Source organism: Gimesia algae (assembly GCF_007746795.1).
Classification (GTDB): domain Bacteria; phylum Planctomycetota; class Planctomycetia; order Planctomycetales; family Planctomycetaceae; genus Gimesia; species Gimesia algae.
Map to the genome: position 1 here is coordinate 5,252,500 of NZ_CP036343.1, position 23,972 is coordinate 5,276,471.

The 23,972-nt window shown below is 48.9% G+C and carries 16 protein-coding genes; 6 read left to right on the forward strand and 10 right to left on the reverse strand.

From position 1 onward, the window contains the following. Nucleotides 1-636 precede the first annotated feature (636 nt). Nucleotides 637-2,073, forward strand: a complete 1,437-nt coding sequence (locus Pan161_RS19500; RefSeq protein ID WP_145229993.1) for a porin — start codon at nt 637-639, stop codon at nt 2,071-2,073. A 25-nt stretch (nt 2,074-2,098) separates the two neighbouring features. On the opposite strand, the gene Pan161_RS19505 is transcribed toward Pan161_RS19500, so the two are convergent. The 7 genes from Pan161_RS19505 to Pan161_RS19535 form a co-directional block, all read right to left on the reverse strand. Next, nucleotides 2,099-3,094 carry a cation diffusion facilitator family transporter gene (locus Pan161_RS19505; RefSeq protein WP_145229995.1) on the reverse strand — a complete coding sequence of 332 codons (996 nt, stop codon included), beginning with the start codon at nt 3,092-3,094 and terminating at the stop codon, nt 2,099-2,101. 188 nt (nt 3,095-3,282) lie between these two features. Continuing rightward, complete coding sequence (locus Pan161_RS19510; protein WP_145229997.1) at nt 3,283-4,452, reverse strand: M24 family metallopeptidase; 1,170 nt, start codon at nt 4,450-4,452, stop codon at nt 3,283-3,285. Between the two features lie 411 nt (nt 4,453-4,863). Beyond that, nucleotides 4,864-6,603, reverse strand: coding sequence for a TIGR03545 family protein (locus Pan161_RS19515; RefSeq protein ID WP_145229999.1), 1,740 nt, complete (start codon nt 6,601-6,603; stop codon nt 4,864-4,866). Then, complete coding sequence (locus Pan161_RS19520) at nt 6,600-7,112, reverse strand: TIGR03546 family protein (protein ID WP_145230001.1); 513 nt, start codon at nt 7,110-7,112, stop codon at nt 6,600-6,602. Before Pan161_RS19520 ends, Pan161_RS19515 begins: the two co-directional genes overlap by 4 nt. A 252-nt stretch (nt 7,113-7,364) precedes the next feature. Beyond that, nucleotides 7,365-7,760 (reverse strand): fluoride efflux transporter CrcB, encoded by a 396-nt coding sequence (crcB, locus tag Pan161_RS19525; protein ID WP_197995420.1) that lies wholly within the window; start codon nt 7,758-7,760, stop codon nt 7,365-7,367. A 47-nt stretch (nt 7,761-7,807) separates the two neighbouring features. Then, nucleotides 7,808-9,016 carry an outer membrane protein assembly factor BamB family protein gene (locus Pan161_RS19530; protein ID WP_145230005.1) on the reverse strand — a complete coding sequence of 403 codons (1,209 nt, stop codon included), beginning with the start codon at nt 9,014-9,016 and terminating at the stop codon, nt 7,808-7,810. 52 nt (nt 9,017-9,068) lie between these two features. Next, on the reverse strand, nt 9,069-10,214 hold the full coding sequence (locus Pan161_RS19535; RefSeq protein ID WP_145230007.1) for a hypothetical protein: 1,146 nt from the start codon (nt 10,212-10,214) through the stop codon (nt 9,069-9,071). 290 nt (nt 10,215-10,504) lie between these two features. Between Pan161_RS19535 and trpD the strand changes: the two genes are divergently transcribed. Beyond that, complete coding sequence (trpD, locus tag Pan161_RS19540; RefSeq protein ID WP_197995421.1) at nt 10,505-11,536, forward strand: anthranilate phosphoribosyltransferase; 1,032 nt, start codon at nt 10,505-10,507, stop codon at nt 11,534-11,536. 188 nt (nt 11,537-11,724) lie between these two features. Then, on the forward strand, nt 11,725-12,201 hold the full coding sequence (locus Pan161_RS19545) for a DUF2203 domain-containing protein (protein WP_145230009.1): 477 nt from the start codon (nt 11,725-11,727) through the stop codon (nt 12,199-12,201). A gap of 33 nt (nt 12,202-12,234) precedes the next feature. Here Pan161_RS19545 and Pan161_RS19550 read toward each other — a convergent pair whose 3' ends face one another. Together Pan161_RS19550 and Pan161_RS19555 are read right to left on the reverse strand one after the other, a co-directional pair. Beyond that, a complete protein-coding gene (locus Pan161_RS19550; protein WP_145230011.1) occupies nt 12,235-13,602 on the reverse strand; it encodes a sulfatase-like hydrolase/transferase in 1,368 nt (455 codons plus the stop codon). 118 nt (nt 13,603-13,720) lie between these two features. After that, nucleotides 13,721-15,781 carry a prolyl oligopeptidase family serine peptidase gene (locus Pan161_RS19555; RefSeq protein WP_145230013.1) on the reverse strand — a complete coding sequence of 687 codons (2,061 nt, stop codon included), beginning with the start codon at nt 15,779-15,781 and terminating at the stop codon, nt 13,721-13,723. A 535-nt stretch (nt 15,782-16,316) separates the two neighbouring features. On the opposite strand from Pan161_RS19555, the gene Pan161_RS19560 reads away from it, so the two are divergent. Beyond that, the gene (locus Pan161_RS19560; RefSeq protein WP_145230015.1) at nt 16,317-18,122 is read left to right on the forward strand and encodes a DEAD/DEAH box helicase; all 1,806 of its coding nucleotides are present in this window, start codon (nt 16,317-16,319) and stop codon (nt 18,120-18,122) included. A gap of 104 nt (nt 18,123-18,226) precedes the next feature. Here Pan161_RS19560 and Pan161_RS19565 read toward each other — a convergent pair whose 3' ends face one another. Then, nucleotides 18,227-19,723, reverse strand: a complete 1,497-nt coding sequence (locus Pan161_RS19565) for a hypothetical protein (RefSeq protein WP_145230017.1) — start codon at nt 19,721-19,723, stop codon at nt 18,227-18,229. Nucleotides 19,724-20,232: 509 nt separating this feature from the next. Between Pan161_RS19565 and polA the strand changes: the two genes are divergently transcribed. Continuing rightward, on the forward strand, nt 20,233-22,935 hold the full coding sequence (gene polA / locus Pan161_RS19570; RefSeq protein WP_145230019.1) for a DNA polymerase I: 2,703 nt from the start codon (nt 20,233-20,235) through the stop codon (nt 22,933-22,935). Between the two features lie 298 nt (nt 22,936-23,233). Beyond that, a complete protein-coding gene (gene coaE, locus Pan161_RS19575; RefSeq protein ID WP_197995422.1) occupies nt 23,234-23,875 on the forward strand; it encodes a dephospho-CoA kinase in 642 nt (213 codons plus the stop codon). Nucleotides 23,876-23,972 lie beyond the last annotated feature (97 nt).

Here is a 23,972-nt window from a genome sequence, read left to right on the forward strand (position 1 = left end):
TCTTTGCCTATGGACCTACTAATTGCAATTAATAAAATGGCATTCTGCGTTGTTTAGGAAACCTGGTTCGGATTGTAGGACTGTCAGAATGGTCAGGCCAGAAAATCTTATTCTGTTCAGTGGCAGGATTGGATAGAGATGATGCCCCAAGTCAACGTATATGTTTAACTTATGAAACATTATTATGAGTGATATCTTAGCTGATATTCGACTCTAAACCGGCTCTTGTGGTCTGTCTGATACATCTAAATCATGCACATTTTCTTCACCCTGGCAGTCTCAGATTTAAACGTTTGACCACTTCCCTGTGAATGCGTCGTAAGATAGGTAAATAGAAGGGGAGAGTAGCGTTTAAACCACAAAATCAGTGCGATGACGTTACTTAACAAATAATTAGGTTCGGATCGTTTATCCGGAAAAGCCGAAAAAGACAGAGGAAGCGTGTTTCCGCTCTAAACAGATCTACATAGATCTCAGGTAAGGACCAGACCGTTCCAGTCAAATGACTGTCCAGATTGATTTTAGCCATCCATATGAACCAATGGATACTATCAGCACCAAGCAACCTGGGCAGAAAACAACACATGAACAGTAAAACTTATCTAATCGTCAGTCTATCGCACGAGTTGGAATAAGATGCGAATTAAAAATATCTCACAATGGATTGCAGTTGCCTTGGCGATCAGTCTGCCAGCAATCGGATTTGGACAACAAAACCAGATCGAAACAGCAGACTCATTGGTCGAAACACAGATTCAAGCTGAAAGCACATACCAGCCAGTGTCGCTCAGTCTGTCTGAGGCAGCTGGCTGTGCGATCATTGATTCTGGTACCGCAAACTGCGTGAATGAAATGTGCCTGCCGGAATGCCAGTGCTGCAATTTTCTGGATCAGTTCCTGATGAGTCATTCCCCCGTTTATCCCTCCATGAAATCCAATCGCGTCCAAGTGGGTGGCTGGCTTGATCAGGGATTTACAGGAAACTTTCAGAAACCATCTAATAATTTCAACCTGCCTGTCACGTTTAACGATCGCTCTAACGAATACCAGATGAATCAGCTTTATCTGTTTATGGAACGTCAGGTGAATTACGGTGGTGATGAACTGGACTGGGGCTTTCGTGCTGACCTGCTCTACGGTACCGACTATTTCTATACAACAGCACTCGGTCTCGAAACCGAATCTGACGGTTCGCCACACTGGAATAGTGGAAATGGTCCTCGTACCAGTGGCGGCAATACATATGCCATGTACGGTCTGGCGATGCCTCAGCTCTATGCAGAGCTTTATGTGCCATGGCTGGAAGGCGTCAGCATCAAAGCCGGACACTTCTACACCCCGATTGGATATGAAAAAGTAACCGCCCCCGACAACTTCTTCTATTCCCACTCTTATACGATGCAGTATGGAGAACCATTCACTCACACAGGGATTCTGACCACCTTTCAGGTCACGGAACAGTTACAGCTGCTCGCTGGTGTTGCCCGTGGCTGGGATGCCTGGGAAGACCCGAATGATGACGCCGAACTGCTGGCTGGCATCGGCTGGAACAGCAGTGACAAAGACACCAACATCAACCTGACCCTGACTTCAGGTGATCAGGACAATGGGGTCAGTAACACGGCCAACCGTACCCTCGTCAGCTTCGTACTTTCACATAACCTTACTGACTGCCTGACTTATGTTTTCCAGAGTGATTTTGGCATTCAGGATAATGGTACGCTCAACAATCAGTTTCAGACTGTCCCGGCAAAGTGGTATTCGTTCAATCAATACCTGTACTACGACGTCACAGAGAAATTTGCCTGGGGAGCCCGATTTGAATATTTTCGGGATCAGAATTTCTCACGCGTCCTGCAGCTTCCACAACCCTTAGCCACAGGTGGCAATTATTATGAACTGACCGTGGGAGCTAACTGGCGTCCCCACCCCTGTGTCACAGTTCGACCCGAACTGCGTTTTGACTGGTCAGACACCAAGGCAAATTTTTTCGGAAATACTGTGAAGCCTTATCGCAACTTCCAGTCGGATTACCAGGTCCTGCTGGGCGGCGATGTCATCATTCGCTTCTAATTATGAGAACTTAATTTCACGCGGCTTAGTGGTCTGCTTCATAATAAGGCTCGACGTGGACCACCACTTCACGAACAGTCGGCCAATCAAGCTGAATCTGATATCTGACCTGCTGAGCGGTTAAATGGGCCTGATCGACAGTCTCGTTGGGATTCACCTCGATATCAATGTTGACGTGTGCATCCGGTCCCGCGGTCTGGATACGAACCTTCTCTACATCCAGCACTCCGTCCACCTTCATCGCGGAAGCTTTGACCTGGTCAAAATATCTCTGGTGAGGTACCTTATCTGTCAGTTCATGCAGATTTTCCCGGGCTGCCACCCACCCCAGATAGACCATGATCACAGACAGAATCATCGCTGTGATATGATCGATCAGATGTCCATAGCCAGGAAGCTGACTGGCAATAAGCAAGCCTAAGGCAGCCACGAAACTGGTGATCGCATCGACCCGGTAGTGATAGGCTTCTGCAATCATTGCTGAACTCTTCTCCTGTTTTGCCATCCTGAACACGATACGACAGGTCACTTCCAGGAGAATTGCAGCGAACAGCGGGATCGTCCAGCTCACCCATCCTATGATTTCCGATTGAGCATGACTGATGGCTGCGAACAGCTGGTACCCGAAAGTTGCTGCCCCCACAATCAGAATCAGGATCCCTAACTGAAAACCTGCCAGTGGTTCAAAGCGACCGTGTCCAAATGGATGATCGTCGTCAGGAGGCTGTTCAGCCAGTCGAATGGCAAACAAGATTGCCAGTGACGTCAATACGTCAGCACTACTAGCCAGTGCATCAACCAGCAGAACTGAGTGGCCGAGGAACCAGAGCCCTACCAGTTCCATGACGATCACAAACAGACGCACTGAAATTCCCAGCCAGGCGACTTTAAATAATCGCCTGGTTCTACGTCGGCGGACGCGCGAAACATCCTCTGAGACTTCCAGAGGTTCTGGAAAGACATCCAGCAGGGGTCCCTCTGATGACGCCCCTGAAGTTCCTGAGGAATTTGCAATATCCATTAGTCAGACAACACAAAGAGAAACTGAATCCAGCCTAGGCATGAAGCGATCCGGAAATGGTCAGACAGATACAGACCTGCCGTTCCGTTAATCTTGATTCGAAGACCTCGATTTGACAAGTGACATTTCGAAGGAAGCGTAAATTCAGCATGGTTTTTAAACAACTGAAAGATCCTGCAGCTCAAAACTCAGGCTTCATCAGGCAGAATCAGGATGTCAGGCAAGGAAAGCTGATGCTCTTTGACCATGATTTTAGCAGTCGGCCATTGTTCCATCGGGGTGATCATGATGGTTTGGTCTTCTTCAATCAAAATCGTATCCCCGGTCATGGCAGGCCCTACGGAAGGATGCCAGAAAGCAGCTATTCCTGGCTGCAGTTTAAACTCACTGTTCAGGAGAATCGAAGTCTCGGCGGGTAAATAACCAATAATGTCAGCCTGGTCAGAATGTTGCCATTCATCGGGACATTCGTATTTTTCATAGATGCGTTTCACGCGATTCCAGGTATCAAAGAAAGCCCAGCCGGGTTTGGAAAAATACATGCCGGTCGCCTGCATAAGTAAGGCTAGATGATGCGACTTAATAAAGCTGGACGGAGGCTTGCCTAGCGAAACAGTTCTGGTAGCAGCAGCATGTAATCCATTCTGTGATCCCACGGCGGAGATGACACAATAACGTTCCAGGCGATCCTCGCCATACCCCCAATGACGGTAACGGATGCTTTGCCCGTCCACCATAACCTGCAGCCGCCTGGGAGTGACACCATGCTTCAGCAGTCGATGTGAGAGACAGCCAGCGATCTCCTGCTCTGTCTGTCCGCGCTCAACGCGCCGTGCAGTTGCTTCGACCGCGTGGGAGACAAGTTTCCCCAGTTCCCGAATCCGTTCCCCTTCCAGTTCGCTGAAAGGAATCCGTAACGCCTTGAAGCGTTCAGACAGATTCATTGTCGATTCAACACCCGTATCACTGGCAACTTTACGTCCTTTACAGAGGTCACGAATCAATTGAGACAAGGGCTCATACCAGGGTCGCGTTTTGATCTGGAATCCCAGTCCGGGAATAGAACGGTCAAAAATCTGATTCGCATCCACATTACTGCAGGCGATCAACCGCGCATCCTGTGTAATAAAAACCGCTGCACAACTCTCGTTAGAACCGGCACGAGTTAAATCTGCTCCCGTCGTAAACCAGGCAATATTCTCTGGGGACTGCAACAGGATTGCATCCAGTTCCAGTTCTTCCAGAATTTCAATGATCTGCTGCTGTTTTTGTTCGACATCGGTAGCACGCCGGGGGTCTGTCGTGGGAATTTCTCCTGAAGAGATTGGTGCATGAGCATTCACTGCCACGATAGTCATAAACGACTCCCGGTTGAAACAATATTTAACGACATCTCAAATACACGCAATTGACCCTCTGAAATACGTATGTTTGAATGTAGATCCATTTAATGAGTTTTGTATCGAAATTTGCTGAAGTCAAGCGTTTATCGTGGAACTCGGTCAAGAATGACCGTATTCAGCTTACACAGTTAATCTCATCAAATTCGTCAGACCTGTAAAGAAGTGAAACCCAGGTAGTGGACAGGAGGTGTATGCAGCCAGAAAAGGCGAATAAAGAAGTATAAAAGCATCCTGCAACTCTCTCTGTTCCCTGTTATTAATCATATCAGAAATAAAGAGAAATCAAGGGGAATTTTCAGCGACAGCGGCTGCTGTGACAAAATGACTTCGTGAGGATCTTGTCATCAAGGAGGCGTATACAGGCAATTAGCGGAGTAAACTGCGAAGCCCCAGAGGACGGCCGGATACTTTTTGGATCACAGACTGCACTTTGGACTCTTCCGCTTCCAGTTCTGCCAGGATCGCGGAATAATCGCGATTCAGCTCCTGAATGAGCTTTTCGCGTTCCTGACTTGCCAGCTGTTCAATTTCCGCAGCCAGTTTCTCTTTTCCACGGGCAATCTCGGCCTGGAACGCCGCAGTCAATCCACGGGCAACCTGTGCCCCCAACGCGGATTCGATCTGCCACTCTGGTCTGTCATAGGATCCGGAACCGTGCAATTTCACTGACACAGAATCAATCGAAGCCAATGACTGCTGCAAGAGTCTGGTGATTGACTGCGTTTCCGCTTGAGAGCTGTCAAATTCAAAACGGACTGGGGTCTGACTGAACTCGATCTGACACTGAAAATCATGTTCACGAAAGGAAAGATGAGAGCGGCACTCTGTCTGATCTGCTACCAGAGCCAGCGAAATCCTGTCAGAGTTTTCAATCGTAATTCTTTTCTGTTGAGGTAATTTGAAGTGTACTACGAATTCATGGGTCGGCTCAGCCTCATAAAATTTCAATTCACCGGCAAACTTAATCTCAGCTTCCCCATCGACCTGTGCCTGGATTCGAATTGGCTGTCGATATTGCCTGGGAGTGGATGAGAGATTTTTGACGACCGCCAGGAAGGGAATTTGCTCCTGGTCCCTGCGTGCAAACCCTGATAATCGAATGTCTTTAAACAGAACATCGGGTTCGTTCACATCGCTGCGAAAATCGATCCATTCTCCCTGAATACGTTCCGGCTCCTGCTCATCCTGCATGGCCTGTACGGTCTGGAACATGTAGTTCGTCCAGCCAAAGACCTGCTCAATCTGATGAGACAACTCGTCTCCCATCAGCGTATGCAGGATTTTATGAGGATCAGGAGAGACAGATTCCAACAACTGATCCAGGTTCGCCAGATCCTGTTCTTTGGCCCGTTCAATTCGCTGATAATCCTGCTGGGCAATTTGAGGGAGCGAACTTAATTCACTGCGGATCTGCTTCCCCTGATTAACCAGTTGATCAACGCGCTCGGCCGACTGGGCATACGTCTTAATTTTATCCAGCGTTTTACCTTCAGCGGTTTTCACTGAATTTTCAACTGAGTCAATTTCCTGTTTCACCTGCTTGAGACGTGTATCATACGCCTGAAAACGCTGCTTCCATTCCCCCTGGATGGCTTTAGAGATCCGGACGGTTTCCAGACGATTGGGATCGAGTTGCTCTGCAGCAGCAGTTTTTAAAATATCCAATCCGGATTTACCAAGCTGGCTCGAAAGACGACGAAATCTGCCGAAGTTCACACCGGAACCAGATTTCTCTGAATCGAAAGACTGTACCGTCGATTCATCTGTCAAATCCCTGGGAACATATAATTCCACTCCAGAGACCGACGCCGTTTCCACGATCAGTTTGCGATACAGTAAAGGCTTACCCGAAAATTTCAACTGTGTCTGATCAAAACAGATCAGATAACTTTGATCATCGCGGGGACTGACAATACATCCTGGCCCTGTCTGGATTGAAGGGGGAAAGAAACCAGTCTCCAGGTCATAGACTTCAACCGTAGTACCGGCCAACGAACTTCCAACCTGCATTAACGTCGAACGTATGATGGGGTCAAAGCAAAATGCGAAAAAACTCCAGACGATGGCTGCCAGCGCGAATCGAGGGAGCAGATAATTCCATTTCATGCGACATCCCCTGCAACAACACCGACTTCTGTCCCCCAGAGGATTTGTACGATTCGATATTTCTGGAGCTTCTCAGTTAGTAGCGGTGTATATTTTTCGAACAGCGGACGAGTCAAACGATAGACGGGATAAAACAACATCACCCCCAGTATCAGGCTGCCCATGACAATTGTATTATTGAAATCCGTCCAGGGAGCCAATGGCATTTCGTATAACCAGTGCCAAAACCCCTGTAGCGGAGCAGACAGCAGTACACCGCGGCCAATCAGATGGCTCAGCGGGTCCAGCATCAAAGTCAGCCAGGAAAATAATAGCGTCGCCAGCGAAGCGGAGCTGAGGTTGATTTTAAGACTGGCCAGCAGAAACAGCAGCAAAACGGAGATCAGATTGTCTTTGGGAACCAGGCCGATGATCATCCCCATGCTGAACCCCAGAGCCAGCTGACGGGGAGAAGAGGCACCACTGAAGGCACCTGCCAGAAAACGCAGAGGTCGAAGCCAGTAAGTCATATTGCAGCGAACTCCGCTAAAACCTGGAAACAAGGGAAAATAGATTCTGCCTGCCTGAATCAGGTCAGGCAGAATTCCCCCCGTTAGGGTTTATATCGGCTGGGTTTGGAGTCCACCTTAATTGTTATAATCAGAAAATCTTAACATTTGAAAAGTTGACAGTGACTAAATTCAGATCTGGTTGTGTGAGGTTGAATGCTCATATCTGAGGCTGCCCCGAGCGCGAAATCATCGCCCCCACACGGTTTTCAGCTATTTTTGCAACCAGAACATCACAGAGGTCCAGCCCAGCCAGACGGCAAAGAATCCGACAATCAGGTTGCCTGATATATTCAGGAAGGCATGATGCAACTCGGAATTTCTGAGCAGACTGACGGTTTCGTGTCCAAACGTGGAAAACGTCGTGAGTGATCCCAGGAGCCCCGTAATTAAAAACAGGCTGACATGCTCATGAACCCGATCGGAAGGGTGGAGTTGCTTGTGTGTCACTAACGCCATCAGGATCCCGATCAACAGGCAGCCTGTGGCATTGACGACCAGGGTACCCGCCGGAAACCCGGGATACTTTCGCGACATGAATTCCGTAATGCTGTAACGTGCAATCGCTCCGATAAAGCCACCCAATCCAACAGCCAGCAGTTGTGACACCCGTGTACCCTTTATTCAGTCTGTTTTTCTGTCACGAAATAAGCGACTTACCTGGAAGAGATTTTCCAGAGATGCTTATCACTGCGGAGAAACAGTGAATTATCAGAAATTGCCGGAGTTGCCAGGATCGTTTCTTTCAGATCGACTTCTCCAGTCACTTCCCCCTGCTCTTCACCCAGTTGAACAACCTGTAATAAACCTTTTTCGTTGACCAGGTAAAGATGATTCGCGGCTGCAATGGGAGTGGCGCTAAACGGGCCTTTCAGACGCAGTCGCCAAATCACTTCTCCGGTCTGAGGGTTGGCACAGGTAAGAACACCGGCCCGGTTTACAGTAAATACTTTCTTTTGATAGACCAGCGGACTGGCAGTGGCAGGAGACAGTTTCTGTTCAGACCACAGTACTTTAGGAGGCTCACTGCTGGAACCAGGAGTCAAAGCTGTCAATCCATTGGAAGGCACGAAGAGTGTATTGTCACCCACTGTCGTAGAAGGAATGCGTCCTGCTCCCTCTTCGTACTGCCACGCAGTTTCACCAGTTTGGGGGTAGATCGCATCAACCCCTTCACTGGACTGCAGCAAAACCAGAGCTTCCGCTTCTGGTGATGTTTTGAGTATTGCAGGAGAGGTCCAGTTGGCTACACGGGGTCGCTTGATTTTCCAGCGGGCGATTCCCGTTTTCACATCCAGTCCAGTCGTAAATGAATCATCGTCGTTCTCGACCGGTACTATCAGCGTTTCACCCACGACGATGGGAGAGGAAGCCATACCCAGACTGTTACTGGCGTTGGGGTAGTCATGTGACAGGCCACGTATCCAGATCAGGTTACCGTCCAAATCAAGGCAGACCACATCATTACTGGAAAACGTCGCAAATACACGCTGGCCATCACTGGCTGGGGTGGGGGTCGCGACGCACATCTTATTGTGACACTGCGTGCGTCCCGTGGCCCAGAACTGTCGATCCCAGAGCTGCTTGCCGGTTTTCAGATCGAAACAGAGTACGTGCAGCTGATCCTCTTTGAACCCGGTCGTGCTGGTCAGAAACACTTTGTCTCCTACTACAATCGGGCCCGATGCGCCTCTGCCTTCCAGATCAGCGGTCCAGGCAATACTTTCCTGGTCTACTTTCGATGGAGGTGCATCAGCAATCGAAACATTATTCGTCAATGGTCCGCGAAACTGAGGCCAGTCGGCACCGCAACACAAACAGACAGCCAGGACCGGTATCAACAGTTTGATTGATTCATTTTTCATGAGTTCATCCTTTTCAGGAAAACAGCCTACAGAGATTCAGGAACAGGAAACTTCAGCGCGACAGTTGGGTGGTCGCCTCCGGTTTTTCCGAAAGCACACCCGTACCCGAAGGACGGGCAATCCGCAGTTGAAACTGATAACGCTGTGCCCAGCTTTCTGTCTGTTCATTCTGGCAGAGTTTGAGCAGGATGACGTTCTTTCCCGGCTTAAAGGTTACCGGTACACTGTATTGATCCATCACCATCCCGCGGTGATATTCATTGCGGGCGAATAACAGTTTACCGTTCACCCAGATTTTCCAGGCATTGGGAGTGCCCAGACGAATTTCCAGAGATTGTTCATCGGGACTGTAGAAGTCCGCGGTACAGTACATGACTGCCCCTTTGTAAGGCGAGAGCTCTTTGGCGATATCAAAAACACCATAGTCATCATCGGTATTGACTGACTTCCAGTTTACCTTCCCTTCTTTGCCTTCGAATGCAGCAGAGAAATCCAGCTTCTCTTCAGGAGCGTAAACCGTCTCATAACCTTTCCTCTCGGTGTTATCGAAAGGACCGATAATCTGCCAATCCGACAAAAAACCGAAGTGTTTCTGCAGATCGATCTTCTCACCCAGAGCACGCAGAGGTTTGACAATGGCTTTCACCTGATCGTCATCTGTCGCTCCACTCAGCGCCTGCTGATAAATCTGTTTTGCTTCATCTTTCTTGCCCGCTTTTTCCAACGCTTTGGCTTCATCAACCAGACGCTGAACAGCATCACGTCGCAGAGTGACACTGGCGTCATTGATCATACCTGGAATAATGCGATCGGTGGCTTCCGGATCAACTTTGATCAGAGTTTCATAAGCCAGACGCCGCGCCCGGGGATTCTGGGATTTATCCAGAATGAATGCTTCCAGCTTGTCAGCCGGTAACTGTTTCTGCGCAATCGCATTGGCGGCGACTGCTTCAAACGCGCCACACAACCAGTTGACGGCCAGAGGATTGGCACCTTTAAAACTAGTTAGAATCGGGATTAAAGCAGAAGAGTCAGCCTTAGAAAGCTGCTGGACGGCTTGAGAAGCAGCCTGATTCCCCTGACCTTCCTTTTGCACCTGTTTGATCTGCTTGATCTGCTGTTCCACATCATCCGCTTTGACCGAGGTCAATGTCATGGACAGAAACAACAGGCAGTAAAGAAAACGACTTCGCTGCATGGGAGTCTCCCGATAGGATATCGTTATGTAAAATGATCTCCCGCGAACCGGAAGACCAACTGGATTGTCTGACGTCTATGGAACCGGATTGTACCAGTTTCATTCCTGTACCAACAAGTAAGTCAGCATTTTTTCCCGTGATTCCAGTTGGGAATTCAAGAATGAAGATGACATGAAATAAAATTACTTCCGGCAATCAATCACTTCATTGGCTGATTCCTGCAGCGGTCTTTGCTATAATCTGCCTCGTGACTGGAACCGACTGTTTTTGAGAATCTGGAAATACACCGATGTCAACCGTACTCAGCACAATGCTGAATCGAATCCTTGAGGGAGAGAACCTGGAAAGCGAAGCTGCATATGAAGCGGTCTCTTCCATCATGCGGGGTGAATGCAGTGAGGTGCAGATTGCAGCGCTGCTGACGGCACTCCGTATGAAAGGGGAAACAGCAGATGAGTTGGTCGGAGCAGCGCGGGCCATGCAGGAACGCGCCCTGGCGATCCCTACCGAGTGCACCGGATTGCTGGATACCTGTGGAACAGGCGGCGATCAGTTGCATACATTCAATATCAGCACCGCTGTCGCGATTGTGGCTGCCGCAGCGGGTGTCCCGGTCGCCAAACATGGTAACCGCAGCGTGTCCAGTTCGAGCGGTTCTTCAGATGTCCTGCAGGCTCTGGGAGTGAAACTGGAACTCACACCTGAACAAATCGGGCAATGTCTCAAAGAAACAGGAATCGGTTTCTGTTTCGCCCCCCTGTTACATTCCGCGATGAAACATGTGGCTCCTGTACGGCGGGAACTGGGGATCCGCACCATCTTCAATTACCTCGGTCCTTTAACGAATCCAGCGAAGGCAGAATACCAGTTACTGGGGGCGAATTCTGTACAGGCTGCTGAAAAAATAGCTCAAGCCCTGTTAAAATTAGGTCGAAAACATGCATTGGTTGTCTGTGGAAACGGAGAACTGGATGAGGTAAGTCTCTGGGGAAAAACAGCCGTTTTTGAAATAATCGGCGCGGATTTGCGTTATTATGAATGGACTGCTGCGGATTTCGGATTACCAGAATGTGACGTAAGTCAGTTAGTCGTCAACTCCTCAGAGCAAAGTGCTCAAATCATTCTTAATATCCTGAATGGTGAACAGGGACCTGCTCGCGATATTGTGGTCGCTAACGCTTCAGCTGCCTTATTGGCAGCGGAACAAGCTATAAATCTGGAGCAAGCTGTTCAAAAAGTCGCTCGATTGATCGATGAAGGAAAAGTATTTGAAAAACTCAAACATCTCATCAAGTTTACCAGTAAGATTACTGAGGGATGAAACAATTGGATTTCAGTGAGAGAAAACAGAAATCGAAGCGTCTTGAACGGAGTTGACTTGCCGAATCTGAACATCCTCTTATAATTCCCCAAAACTTACGACAAACCAGTTACAGTCATCAGCAGTGATGTGACGACGCTGTCACATCGCTGAAATGAAGACTGTCAAAAAGAAATAAAGGTCTCATCATGAATGCTGAAGCACAAAGAAAGCTGATTTTCACACCTGAAGAGGCCAACCTTCGTCTTCCGCTCGTCCAGGTGATTGTCAGAGATATCGTCGAGCTGTACCAGAACCTGCATGACCGCCGTGAACGCATCAACGAAATCAAGCGTCTCCCCGGTGCTTCTGCACGAGACGAAGACTCCGTCTACAGCGAAGAACTTCTGCAGGCCGAACTCGATATCGAAAATGATACCGAACAGTTGGAGACCTATATCAACGAACTCCGGGAACTGGGCGTTGAACTGGAAGACCCTGCACTCGGTGTCGTCAACTTTCCTGCACTCCGTGATGGCAAGGAAGTGTATCTCTGCTGGAAGTCCGGCGAAGATGATGTGACCTATTGGCATACGCTGGACGAGGGTTTCTCGGAACGCCAGTTGCTTTTCGAAGAGTCACTCAATCATGAGATCGAAAATGGAGAAGAGCCACCACTGATCTAATCGGTGGCTCACCTTCTGTTTTCTCTCCAGGGACTATTTCTCAGCCACTTCGCGCTCCCACTTGGCATACGACTGTTGGAGTGCGGTTAAAATCTCCGGATGACGTTCTGCCAGATTTGTAGTTTCTGACAGGTCCTGCTCCAGATCAAACAGCATAAAAGGCTGATCAGGTTTGATGCGAACGAGTTTATACTTCCCCCTGCGGACGCCGCTAAAATTGCGATACTGGAAAAAGAAGGTACGCGGCTCCGGGGAATCCTGTGCTGTCAGTGCCGGTAGCATATCCTGTCCATCCAGAATCCGCCCTGCAGGTAGTTGACCGCCAGCCAGGGTGACCAATGTCGGCAGAATATCCAGGCTGATCAGTTGACTTTGGCTGACGCTGCCCGCTTTGAGATGGTCGGGATAGCGAATGATCGCCGGAACTCGGATCCCCCCTTCCCACAGAGTGACACCCCCGTCGCGTAATGGTTTGTTGCTGGCGACTTCCAGCCCCCGGTCTTTCAGCATGAATGCACCATTGTCCGAGTACCAGATCACAATCGTGTTATCGCGGAGACCACTCGCATCCAGTTGCTTTAAGACGCGTCCGATAGCAGTGTCGAGTGCCGTCACGACCGCTCGATACCGCTCCTGTGGATTCGTCGTCTGTGGATCATAACCATATTTTTCAAATGCGCGTTCTGGTGCCTGCCATTCATTCCCCTGACCGGGCTGCTTGTTTCGCTGACTGGGAAAATGGGGGGCGTTGAAAGGCAGATAGATGAAAAACGGCTGTTCGCTCTCAGCAGCAATATATTGACAGGCGGCATCAGCGAACAAATCTGTTGAATATCCTTTGACAAAGACTTCCTTCAAACCACGCCACAAGTCATGACGACCTGCGTAATAGTGATGGTAATAGTCGATATTCCCTGCAGCAAAGCCGAAAAACTCATCAAATCCCCGTTCGGTAGGTCGACTGCCCGGCGAAAATCCAACATTCCATTTACCAAAACAGGCCGTGCGATATCCCAGTGGTTTCAGATATTGAGGAATCAGTGTCTCACTTTTCCGCAAGCCATCACCATAGTTCTCATCCGCACTCAACTGGTGATTCAAACCGATGCGCTGGGGATAGCGGCCCGTCAAAAGCGTGGCCCTTGATACGGTACAGGTGGGTGAAGCGGTATAAAAATCGGTCAACCTGACTCCTTCTGCCGCCAGTTGATCCAGCACGGGAGTTTTCATCACCTGGTTTCCATAGCAACCCAGGTCACCATATCCCAGATTGTCCGCTGTGATCAAGAGAATATTGGGACGCTTGGTTTCTGACTTTTCAGCGGCTGTCACTGATTCACACAAATTGAAACTGGTCAAAGAACAAAGGATGATCCAGAAACAAGGCAGGCGGTAACTCATGGGAAAGATCCTCACAGTAGGTTGATCAAGTGGATAAACCAGGCGGGTGATTTCAGGATAAGCGACTTTGAAATCTTCATCTATCGAAACACATTAAACCTCAGTTGCCAATCAAATATCAGGTGAGCTGTCGCATCAGGTACAGATACTCCAGGGCGCTAAGCATGGCTTCCTGTTTCTGATTGGCGTTCCCTTTGTGGCCCCCTTCGATATTTTCATAGTAGAAGAACTCATGCCCCAGCTGAGCCATCCGGGCAGCCATTTTCCGTGCGTGACCGGGATGAACACGATCATCTTTGGTCGAAGTGAAAAAATAAACTTTGGGATAAGCCTGCTCTGCTTTCAAATTATGAAAGGGAGAATACTGGCTGATAAAATCCCATTGCTCGGGAAGATCAGGATTCCCATATTCTGCCATCCAGCTGGCCCCGGCCAGCAGTTTGTTGAAACGTTTCATATCCAGCAGAGGTACACCACACACGATCGCATTAAACAGCTCAGGACGCTGTGTCAAAGCGACTCCCATCAACAGGCCTCCGTTACTGCGTCCCATGACACCATAGTGTTTTGGAGAACTGAAACCTCTACTTTGCACAGCCTCTGCGACCGCGAAAAAGTCGTCGTACGCCCGCTGGCGATGTTCCTGTAATGCAGAATCATGCCAGCGCGGGCCATATTCGCCTCCCCCGCGGATATTGGCGAGTACATACACGCCCCCTTTTTCCAGCCAGAGTTTTCCCATAATCGGGCTGTAATGAGGTAAAATCGAGATTTCAAACCCGCCGTATCCGTATTGCAGGACCGGCGCAGAATGATCCAGTTTCATTCCTTTTTGATACACGATGAAATAAGGCACTTCGGTTTTATCTCGGCTGATGGCGAAGTGTTTCTCAACTGTCAGTCCACTGGTATCAAACCGTGCTGGTGTGGATTGCAGTTGCTCATCGATTCCCTCTGTAAAATTGACGTAATAGAGGCTGTTTGGTTGCAGAAAACCGTCGCGGGCCAGGAGCAGATCATTGCTGCTGCTGTCTGACGAGCTGATTGAGATGACGTCATTCGCCCCCCAGGGAAGCAGTCGTGCCTGCCACTGGTGATCCTGCAGTCGCAATTCTCGAATCTGACTGGAGACATGTTCGATTCCCGTCAGATAAACGGCGTCCTTCGCACATCGCACCTGTGAAACCGTGCCGGTCTCCCCCGGATCATAAACCGTCAGGACCTCCCCGATCTTACCGGTCTTCTGAAAATCTGCCAGCGAGATACTGATCAGTGCCCCTGCTGCAAAGCCACGCCACTCTTCTTTCAACTCAATGAGTAGCTGCCCCTCAAACAATCCAGACAGGCTGCATTTCGGCGGGAGTGGCAGTTGACTTAAAGTTCCCGCGGAATTCACCAGGTAAAAACTGAAATGATAAAAGTCATGTCCCCGCATCACAAAACAGACGCGCTGGCCTGCATGCTCCAGATCGATCGGATAGATAAAGGTTTCTTCGACGTCTGTTTCCAGCAGCGTTTCTGCCTTAGAAAGAGGGGTTCCCCGTTTCCAGCGTTTCAGTATTCGTGCATAACCTGAAGTGTTCAGACTCCCTTCGCCCCAGTCGGTCGCAATCAATAGTTGATCGCGGTTCTCCCAACAGAGGTTGGTTTTGGCCAGCGGAACATTAAAGCCATCCTTCACAAACGTACGCGAAGGAATATCAAACTCACGATACACTGCCGTATCAGTTCCCCCGGGTGCCAGCTCAATGATGCAGCGTTCGTGGGCAGGTCCCAGGCTGTCAACCCCCTTATAGATCCAGTTTTCCTTTTCTGATTCTGCCAGTTGGTCTATATCCAGCAGAATATCCCACTCCCTTGAATCCTGTTTGAATCGCTTTAAAGACATCCGCCGCCAGATACCACGCACATGCTCCTCATCGCGCCAGAAGTTATAAACGAATTCACCACGCAGGGTTCCATAGGTAATCCGGTCGGAGGCGGTCAGAATCTGCAATGCTTCTCGCTGATATTCTTCAAAACGCGGATCACTGGTCAACGCCTGCAAAGTCGACGCATTTTGTTCCTTCACCCAGCCGAGCGCACGTTCGCCTTCAATCTCTTCCAGCCAGAGCAATGACTGTTCATCAGGGACTTCTGCCTGATTCCTGTTTTCCGACGGATCATCCAGTGAATCCATAAATAACTCCGGTGAAAAAGGGTTGATTTCTAAATTTCAGGTATTGTAGAACAAAATAGAGACGCGACTTAAGTGCCGGACAGCTTTTTGTCCACTTTTCCTGAGAACTGATCACGAAACCAGATATTCTATGATTTTCACGATTCAGGACGTGCAATTAAAGCGTACTAATGATATAATCCCCGCGTTGAGTAGCCCTAAATGTCAGGTGCCTGTAAGAAACGACCTGACCACTTTACGGCTGATCTCCAGAATCTCTTTATTAAAGAATCAGCTGTTTGCTGATCTTTATCGTGTTGTTAAAGCTACATTTGCCGAACCTTGTATGGTTTCCGCTCTCAAACAGTAGCAATAGGGTGATACGAAGCAGAGCTTCAAGGAGAACTCTTTTCAGGCACAATCCCTGAAAATGAATCCTGAGTCCGGAATGGCCGACTCTCACCTGTTTCTAAATATTTGCACGACCCATTTTTCTCTATTACACGACGAGTACGTACAGCCCTACCCGGCTGAAGGTTCGTCAAAAGGTTGATGTATGTTAACGGATGTCTCTTCGCAGGCAAAATTTACGGATTTAGCACTCTGCCAGCCCATCTTGGATACGCTGGTTCAACTAGGATACGACACACCCACGCCAATTCAGTCACAGACCATTCCACATCTGCTGGAAGGACGTGACCTGGTTGGCCAGGCTCAGACAGGAACCGGTAAAACGGCCGCATTTGCCCTGCCTTTACTTTCTAAAATCGATCTGGAACTCAAAGCCCCACAGGTTCTGGTTCTGGCTCCTACCCGGGAACTGGCGATTCAGGTTGGCGAATCGTTCAAAGAATACGGTTCACAACTCAATGGCCTCCAGGTTTTGCCGATTTATGGGGGCGCTGATTTCAGAGGACAGTTGCAGCCTTTAAAACGAGGCGTCCATGTCGTTGTGGGAACTCCCGGTCGCGTGATGGACCATATGCGTCGAGGTACCCTGAAACTCGATAACCTGCGTTGCCTGGTTCTGGATGAAGCCGACGAAATGCTGCGAATGGGCTTTATCGACGATGTAGAATGGATCCTGGAGCAGACTCCGGACAATCATCAGACGGCACTGTTTTCAGCGACGATGCCCGAAGCGATTCGGCGCATTGCCGGTAATTACCTGAAATCGCCACAGGAAATTACAGTCAAAGACAAAACCCGAACCGCAGACACGATCCGCCAGCGGTATTGGCTCGCAAAGGGACATCACAAACTGGATGCCCTGACCCGGATTCTGGAAGCAGAAGAAACCGATGGCGTGATCATTTTCGTTCGTACCAAAAGCATCACCACCGAACTATCGGAAAAGCTGGAAGCACGCGGTTTTCTGGCGGCTCCCCTGAATGGTGACATCCCTCAAAAACAACGCGAACGTACCGTCGGACGTTTAAAGGCTGGCCACGTCAATATCGTCATTGCGACTGACGTCGCTGCCAGAGGACTGGACGTCAATCGTATCAGCCATGTGATCAACTACGATCTGCCTGGCGATTCCGAAGCCTACGTGCATCGGATCGGGCGCACAGGGCGTGCAGGTCGAACTGGTGAAGCGATTATGTTCGTCTCACCGCGTGAGCAGCGTTCCCTCTCAGGGATCGAACGGGCGATTAAGCTTAAGATTGAACGAATGGAACTGCCTTCCATCAATCAAATCAATAAGCGACGTACAGAACGTTTTAAAGAGTCTGTTACGAAAGCCATGGATAGTCCTGACTTCGAACAGTTCCAGAAACTAATGAGTGAATTCAAAGCAGAATCAGAGCGTTCTGAGATCGATATCGCAGCCGCCCTGGCCTGTATGTTCCAGGGAAAACGTCCGCTATTCCTCAAAGAGACACCTCAAAGAGAAAGCTCCCACCGGGAAACCCCGCAAAGGCAGCGGGACAGATCCGGAAAACCTCAGTTCCAGTCGGAACGCCGTTTCTCTAAAGATAAAGAGTTCACAAAAGATAAAGAGAAAGTTTTTGCTCCCAAACGGGAACGGGCAACCAGTGAATCACCTGAGGAAGGCATGGAACGTTTCCGCGTTCAAGTCGGCCATAGCCACGGTGTGAAACCGGGTAATATTGTGGGTGCAATCGCAAACGAAGCGAATCTGGACAGCCAGTACATCGGACGAATCAATATCTTCGATGAATACAGCACTGTTGATCTTCCGGAAGGCATGCCTCGCGATATATTCCGGGCATTAAAAAATGTCTGGGTCTCCGGACAACAGTTACGCATCTCCCGACTTGATGATCAGACTGAATCAGGTGCCCCCAAACGCAAGCGATTCAAATCGAAGGGTAAACCCAGACAGCAGAAAGCTTAAACTGACTGCTGCCTGGAAACCAGGGTAACAGCTACAAAAAAACCGCGGTCGCTATCAGGCAACCGCGGTTTTTACATTTAATTATGGGCTTGAACAAAACCGGGTTATTTACCAGTTCCAAACACTTTAGAATTCTGACCGGAAGAAGTTTGCTGTTTCAGACGTTTACTTCGAGTGAAGACCTGCGAGACTGAGCCTGAAGAAGAGTCATTCACACCGGTAACTTTTGCTCCCTGCTTAATAGGAGACTTCACTCCAGAACCTGGCACAAACAATCGCCGCTGTGGCTTGTAACCGATATAACTTAAGAAGTCATTGATACCGATCACACGCACGGCTTTCAGACGGGCTTCTTCACGAATCTCTTTCATCTTGGCCAGCAGTTCCTGCATCTTGTCACGCTGTTCGTCAGTTTTTGCTGATTCGACATCAGGCGATTGACCAATTACCAGGAACTTGGTATGCACGGTTAAACCGTCACCAATGCGTTCCCCATTTTCAGTAACCTGATTGTCAATTTTGGCATTGGCATTCTCAATCACGCGTTTCAGCAGATCCATATCCGATTTCCCATCCCCATCCAGATCAATAATCCCTGAAATGGCAAAGGTTTCAGGACGTCCTACCCCCCAGAGTGGAGTATAAATGGGATCGCCAGGGCTGATGGGCTGATAAATGTCGTCGCCGACAATTCGGGCTTCGGACAGGTGAGGTCCAAGAATTTTAGTCACTTCAATGGCACCAATAATATCTTCTTCTCCGCGGCCAATTCCCTGATGTGCTTTCCGATACACACTGAATGTCATTCGCTTGGGGAGACGATCCGCTTCGCCCAGATTAATCCAGACAACCCCGGTACTGTTATCAACGGTACGGACCACGCCATCGGGTACTTCAAAACTAAACTTCTGAACCTGATCAAGACGGCTGCGGAGCGTATCAATCAGACTGGCATAGGTGTTATTCTTGTTTTCCAGATCTTTAATGGTTTTGGCATTGGTTTCACGCAGTTGATCCAGTTCGATCAGAATTTCTTCATTTTCTTTCTGCAAGGCAGCGATCTGCTGATCTTTGGCACCGACCTCTTCTTCTTTGACTTTCTGAGTGTCAGCGAGATCCTTCTCAGAACTTCCACGGGCCTTGCGATGCACATCAATTTCCTTATCCATATTGCCCTTCAGTTGCTGAAAGGCTGCTTCCAGTTCATTTTTGGCTTTCTGCTCTGCAGCCAGCTCAGTTTTGGTCTGATCTAACTGGGCAGAGAGCTTGATCAGTGTACTCTTGATCGTGGCCTCTGCCAGCACACCAGCGTGATTTTTAATATCCAGTTCTGTGGCACCAATCACCGTATTGGGTGTCTTATTCACCGCGCCCACATCTTCCTGCTCATTACCAATCAGCTTTTTCAGCTTATCCACTTCTTCATCCAGTTTACGAACGGCAATGTTATCGCGCTGTGAATCTTTCAGAGCCTGATCCAACTTGACATTCGTTTCTGCCAGATCGGAATACCCCAGATAAGCAGCCACGCTACCAATCAGGGTGGTCATAACAAAAAAGATCAGTGAAAAGTGAACAGCAGTTGGTTTACTGGCAGCCATGTTTTTAAACCTTAAGGATATTCAAGTAACAATCAGGTGCAGTTCAGCACCCTGGCGGTTCGTGTCTGATGTGTAAAATATTTTCAGTCATGTTCCATCACAGGCTCGAAGGAGCCTCGGAGCGCCGGTATGAGATGATTCTGAAAAACCAGCATCTTGCTTTACTTTATTCTAAATGCAGAAAAACCAGTGTCAAGCAGCATTCTGATTCTATCCAGTGTGCTGAGAATTAGTTCTCTCACTTCTCCCTTGGCTTGAACTCTTTGAAAAACTACACAAAATACCAGTAAACCAGAGTTCTCTGGCAATACGACGAAAAGATTTCGTTGAGTTTCGACTTCAGGAGGTCTGTTGATGGCGATCAGCGCCACACTCACCAATAATGAACCGCACAGGTCGCAGAGCCGGTGACTTACTTTCCCGCAACGGCTCCTTATTGAAGATACAACATCTGCATGTTTTCAGTTTCGGCAATCCCTTTTTAAAATTTCAGGTAAAGCTAAATCTTTATGAAAGAAACACTTTACATCATTGATACGTTTTCTCTGGTATTTCAGGTTTTTCATGCTGTGCCGGCTATGACCGGCCCCACGGGACAACCCACCAATGCCATATTCGGCATCACCCGTGATATCCTGAACATTATTAAAACGCACGCTCCTGATTATTTAATCTTTGCCATGGACTCCAGCGGTCCGGGTACACGAAAAGATCTCTACCCTGAATATAAGGCCAATCGCTCCGCGATGCCCGAAGATCTGGTTCCGCAAATCCCCCACATCATGGACGTCGTCAGAGGGTTTCAGGTCCCCGTCATCGAATGCCCCGGCTGGGAAGCAGACGACGTATTTGCCACCATTGCCCGTCTGGCGAATGAAAAAGGGATCGAAACCACCATCGTCACCAATGACAAAGATGCCAGACAACTCATCAATGATGCCATCCGACTCTACAATATTCGCAAAAATCAGTTCATGGACTCTGAAGCAGTCCAGACAGACTGGGGCGTTCGACCTGATCAGGTGATTGATTTTCAATCCCTGGTCGGTGACAGCGTGGATAATATTCCCGGGGTTCCACTGGTGGGACCTAAAAAGGCACAGACTCTGATCGAACAGTTTGGAACCCTGGAAGGTGTTCTGGCCAATGCAGACAAAGCGAAAGGGCCAAAACTGCAGCAAAACCTGAAAGAATTCGCCGATCAGGCCCGCATGTCGAGAGAACTGGTTACCTTGAATCAGTCACTGGACCTCAACATCGACTGGGAAGCATCCCGATTAACTCATCCGGACCGCGAACGTTTACATCAGTTGTTCGTCGATTTTGGATTTCGTCGCTTTGCTGAAGAGATGAAGAAGGAACTCTCGACCGGAGCCCCCTCAGAACCTGTCGAGCGGGTCCGCGAAACCATTGACAGCAAATCGGCGTTTGAAACATTCCTGGCCCTGCTTAAAGAACAGGACGAATTCTGTGTCGACCTGGAAACAACGGGATTGAAGCCTGCAGAAGCGGAAATTGTAGGCTGGGCCATCAGCTGGGAAAAACACCGCGGATTTTATATTCCAGTCGAAGGCCCTACAGGCCAGTCATCCCTGGATCCTCAATATGTCCTGGAACATCTGAAACCAATTCTGGAAGACCCCGAGATCCTGATCACCAATCAGAATATCAAATATGACATGGTCGTACTGATGCGGGTAGGCGTGTTTCTGCAGGGAGTCAGCATCGACCCCATGGTGGCCAGCTATCTGATCAGCGCCGGCGAGCGCGGACACAGTCTCGACAAACTGTCAGAGCGGTATCTGCAGCATACCATGATTCCCATCTCCGATCTGATCGGCTCCGGCAAACAGCAGAAGAAGATGTTTGAAGTCGACGTCGATAAAGTCGCCGAATACGCCGTCGAAGATGCTGAAATAGCCTGGCAGCTCTCGCGGATCCTGCAGGAAGAGCTCAAACATGCCGGGTTATGGGACCTCTACTGGGATCTGGAACGACCGCTCATTTCCATACTGGCCGAGATGGAATTCACAGGAATTAAAGTCGACACCACAGAACTCAAGCAGCAGAGTCAACTGCTTGAGAAACGGTTAATGACGCTGATCGGCGAAATCCACGAAATGGCAGGCCATGAATTTAACATTGCCTCCCCACTGCAACTCCGAACGGTGTTATTCGAGGAACTGAACTTGCCCGTCTTTAAAAAAACAAAAACGGGCCCCAGCACGGATCAGAGTGTACTGGAGAAGCTGGCACCGCTGCATGCCCTGCCCGCCAAGATCACAGAACATCGACATCTCTCCAAACTAAAGAGCACCTACCTGGATGCGCTGCCCGATCTTGTTAATCCAGAAACAGGTCGAATCCATGCCAGCTTTAATCAGGTCGTTGCCGCCACAGGCCGACTGAGCTCGAGTGATCCCAATCTGCAGAACATACCGGTACGAACAGAAGAAGGACGGCAGATTCGCAAAGCATTCATTCCCCAGGATGAGAGCTGGAGGCTGCTCTGTGCCGATTATTCACAGATCGAACTCCGGGTGCTGGCACACCTGAGTCAAGATGTCGCACTAAGCCAGGCGTTCCGCGAAGGGGCTGACATTCACACAGCCGTCGCCTCCGATATCTATTCTGTCCCTCATGATCAGGTCGACAGCAACATGCGTCGCACTGCGAAAGCGGTCAACTTCGGTGTGATCTACGGTCAGAGCCCGTTTGGTTTATCAGAAGCCATCGGTATCCCTCAATCGGAAGCCGCTGGATTCATCGAAGACTATTTTGCAAGATATCAGGGGGTCAGAGAATTTCTGGATCAGATCCTCGAAGATTGTGCAAAACAAAATTATGTCACAACAATCTGTGGCAGAAAACGTGAAATTCAGGGAGTCCGGGGAGGTGTGCAAAAACAGCTCAACATGCCCGAGAGAACCGCGATCAATACCGTCATTCAGGGGTCTGCAGCCGACCTGATTAAACAAGCGATGCTGAATGTCAGTGATCGAATAAAACAGGAACAGCACCCGGGGCGCATGCTCATGCAAATCCACGATGAACTGGTGTTCGAAGTGCCGCTCACCGCGCTGGACACTCTGGGCCTGATCGTACGGGAAGAGATGGAATCCGCCATGAATCTCGAAGTTCCCCTGATTGTGGATATGTCGAGCGGACTCAACTGGCTGGAACAGAACCCGCTGGAAATTGCTCACTCGTAATCTTTACTGAATACGCCTGAAAAGTCGGCTGAAATAATCTACAAAACAGGGAGTTCTGACGGGGGATTTGAAACCTGTCCGACAGAAATATAAAATTTAAGCGTAAAATAGCGATCTTTCCTTTTTTTTGTTGACAACCTGTACGCTATCGGTAACGATATTAATGCACGCCTATGTGTCTCATCTACTAGTTGCTAAGGGATTCAGCAATCATAAACCTCCTGTGTGGTAAGTTTCTGTTGCGAAGGAATGTGTAAACAAACCATTTTCCACCATTGCAAGTTGTCACAACCATCTTGTGTCTCGTCATACATTCATTCCCACGATAGCCCTGATTGGAGGGATCGGATCAGGCAAAAGTGCGGTTGCCAATAAAGTCAAATCGCTTCGACCTGCTGTTGTGATAGACGCAGATCGGATTGGACATGAGGTACTTGAATTACCTGATATTCAAGAGAAAATTCGAGAGCAGTTTGGATCTGTGGTGTTCAATGAACGGGGAACGATTTCTCGATCTGAACTGGCCAGACTTGTTTTTGGAGAATCAAAACAACATCAAAAGTCATTAAAACAACTCGAAACCATAGTCCATCCAGCAATACATCGCAGGCTGGAACAGGAAATTCAAGCGGCCCGATCTCTGAATCAGGTCGATGTCATCCTGGTCGATGCCGCTGTGATCGTAGAAGCGGGCTGGAAAGAGCTGTGTGATCAAATCGTATTTATCGACTGTCCTTTCGAGCAACGCCTCAAACGGGTGACTCAAAACCGGGGATGGTCAGAAACAGAGTTAACCAAACGGGAAAAACATCAACTGCCTCTCTCAGAAAAACGGAAACTGGCAGATGGTTTGATTCAAAATGGTCAGGACCTGGAATCAGCTGGCTTAGATCTTTCAAAGTTCATAGATTCAATTCGGAAACAAAAAATTACAAATTAATAGATTATTTGACGAACTTCGGATGTCTCCTCTGCATCTTAAGTCATTGAAACAATCTAAATAAGAAGCTCTTCTTTGATGAATTCATAACAACCCG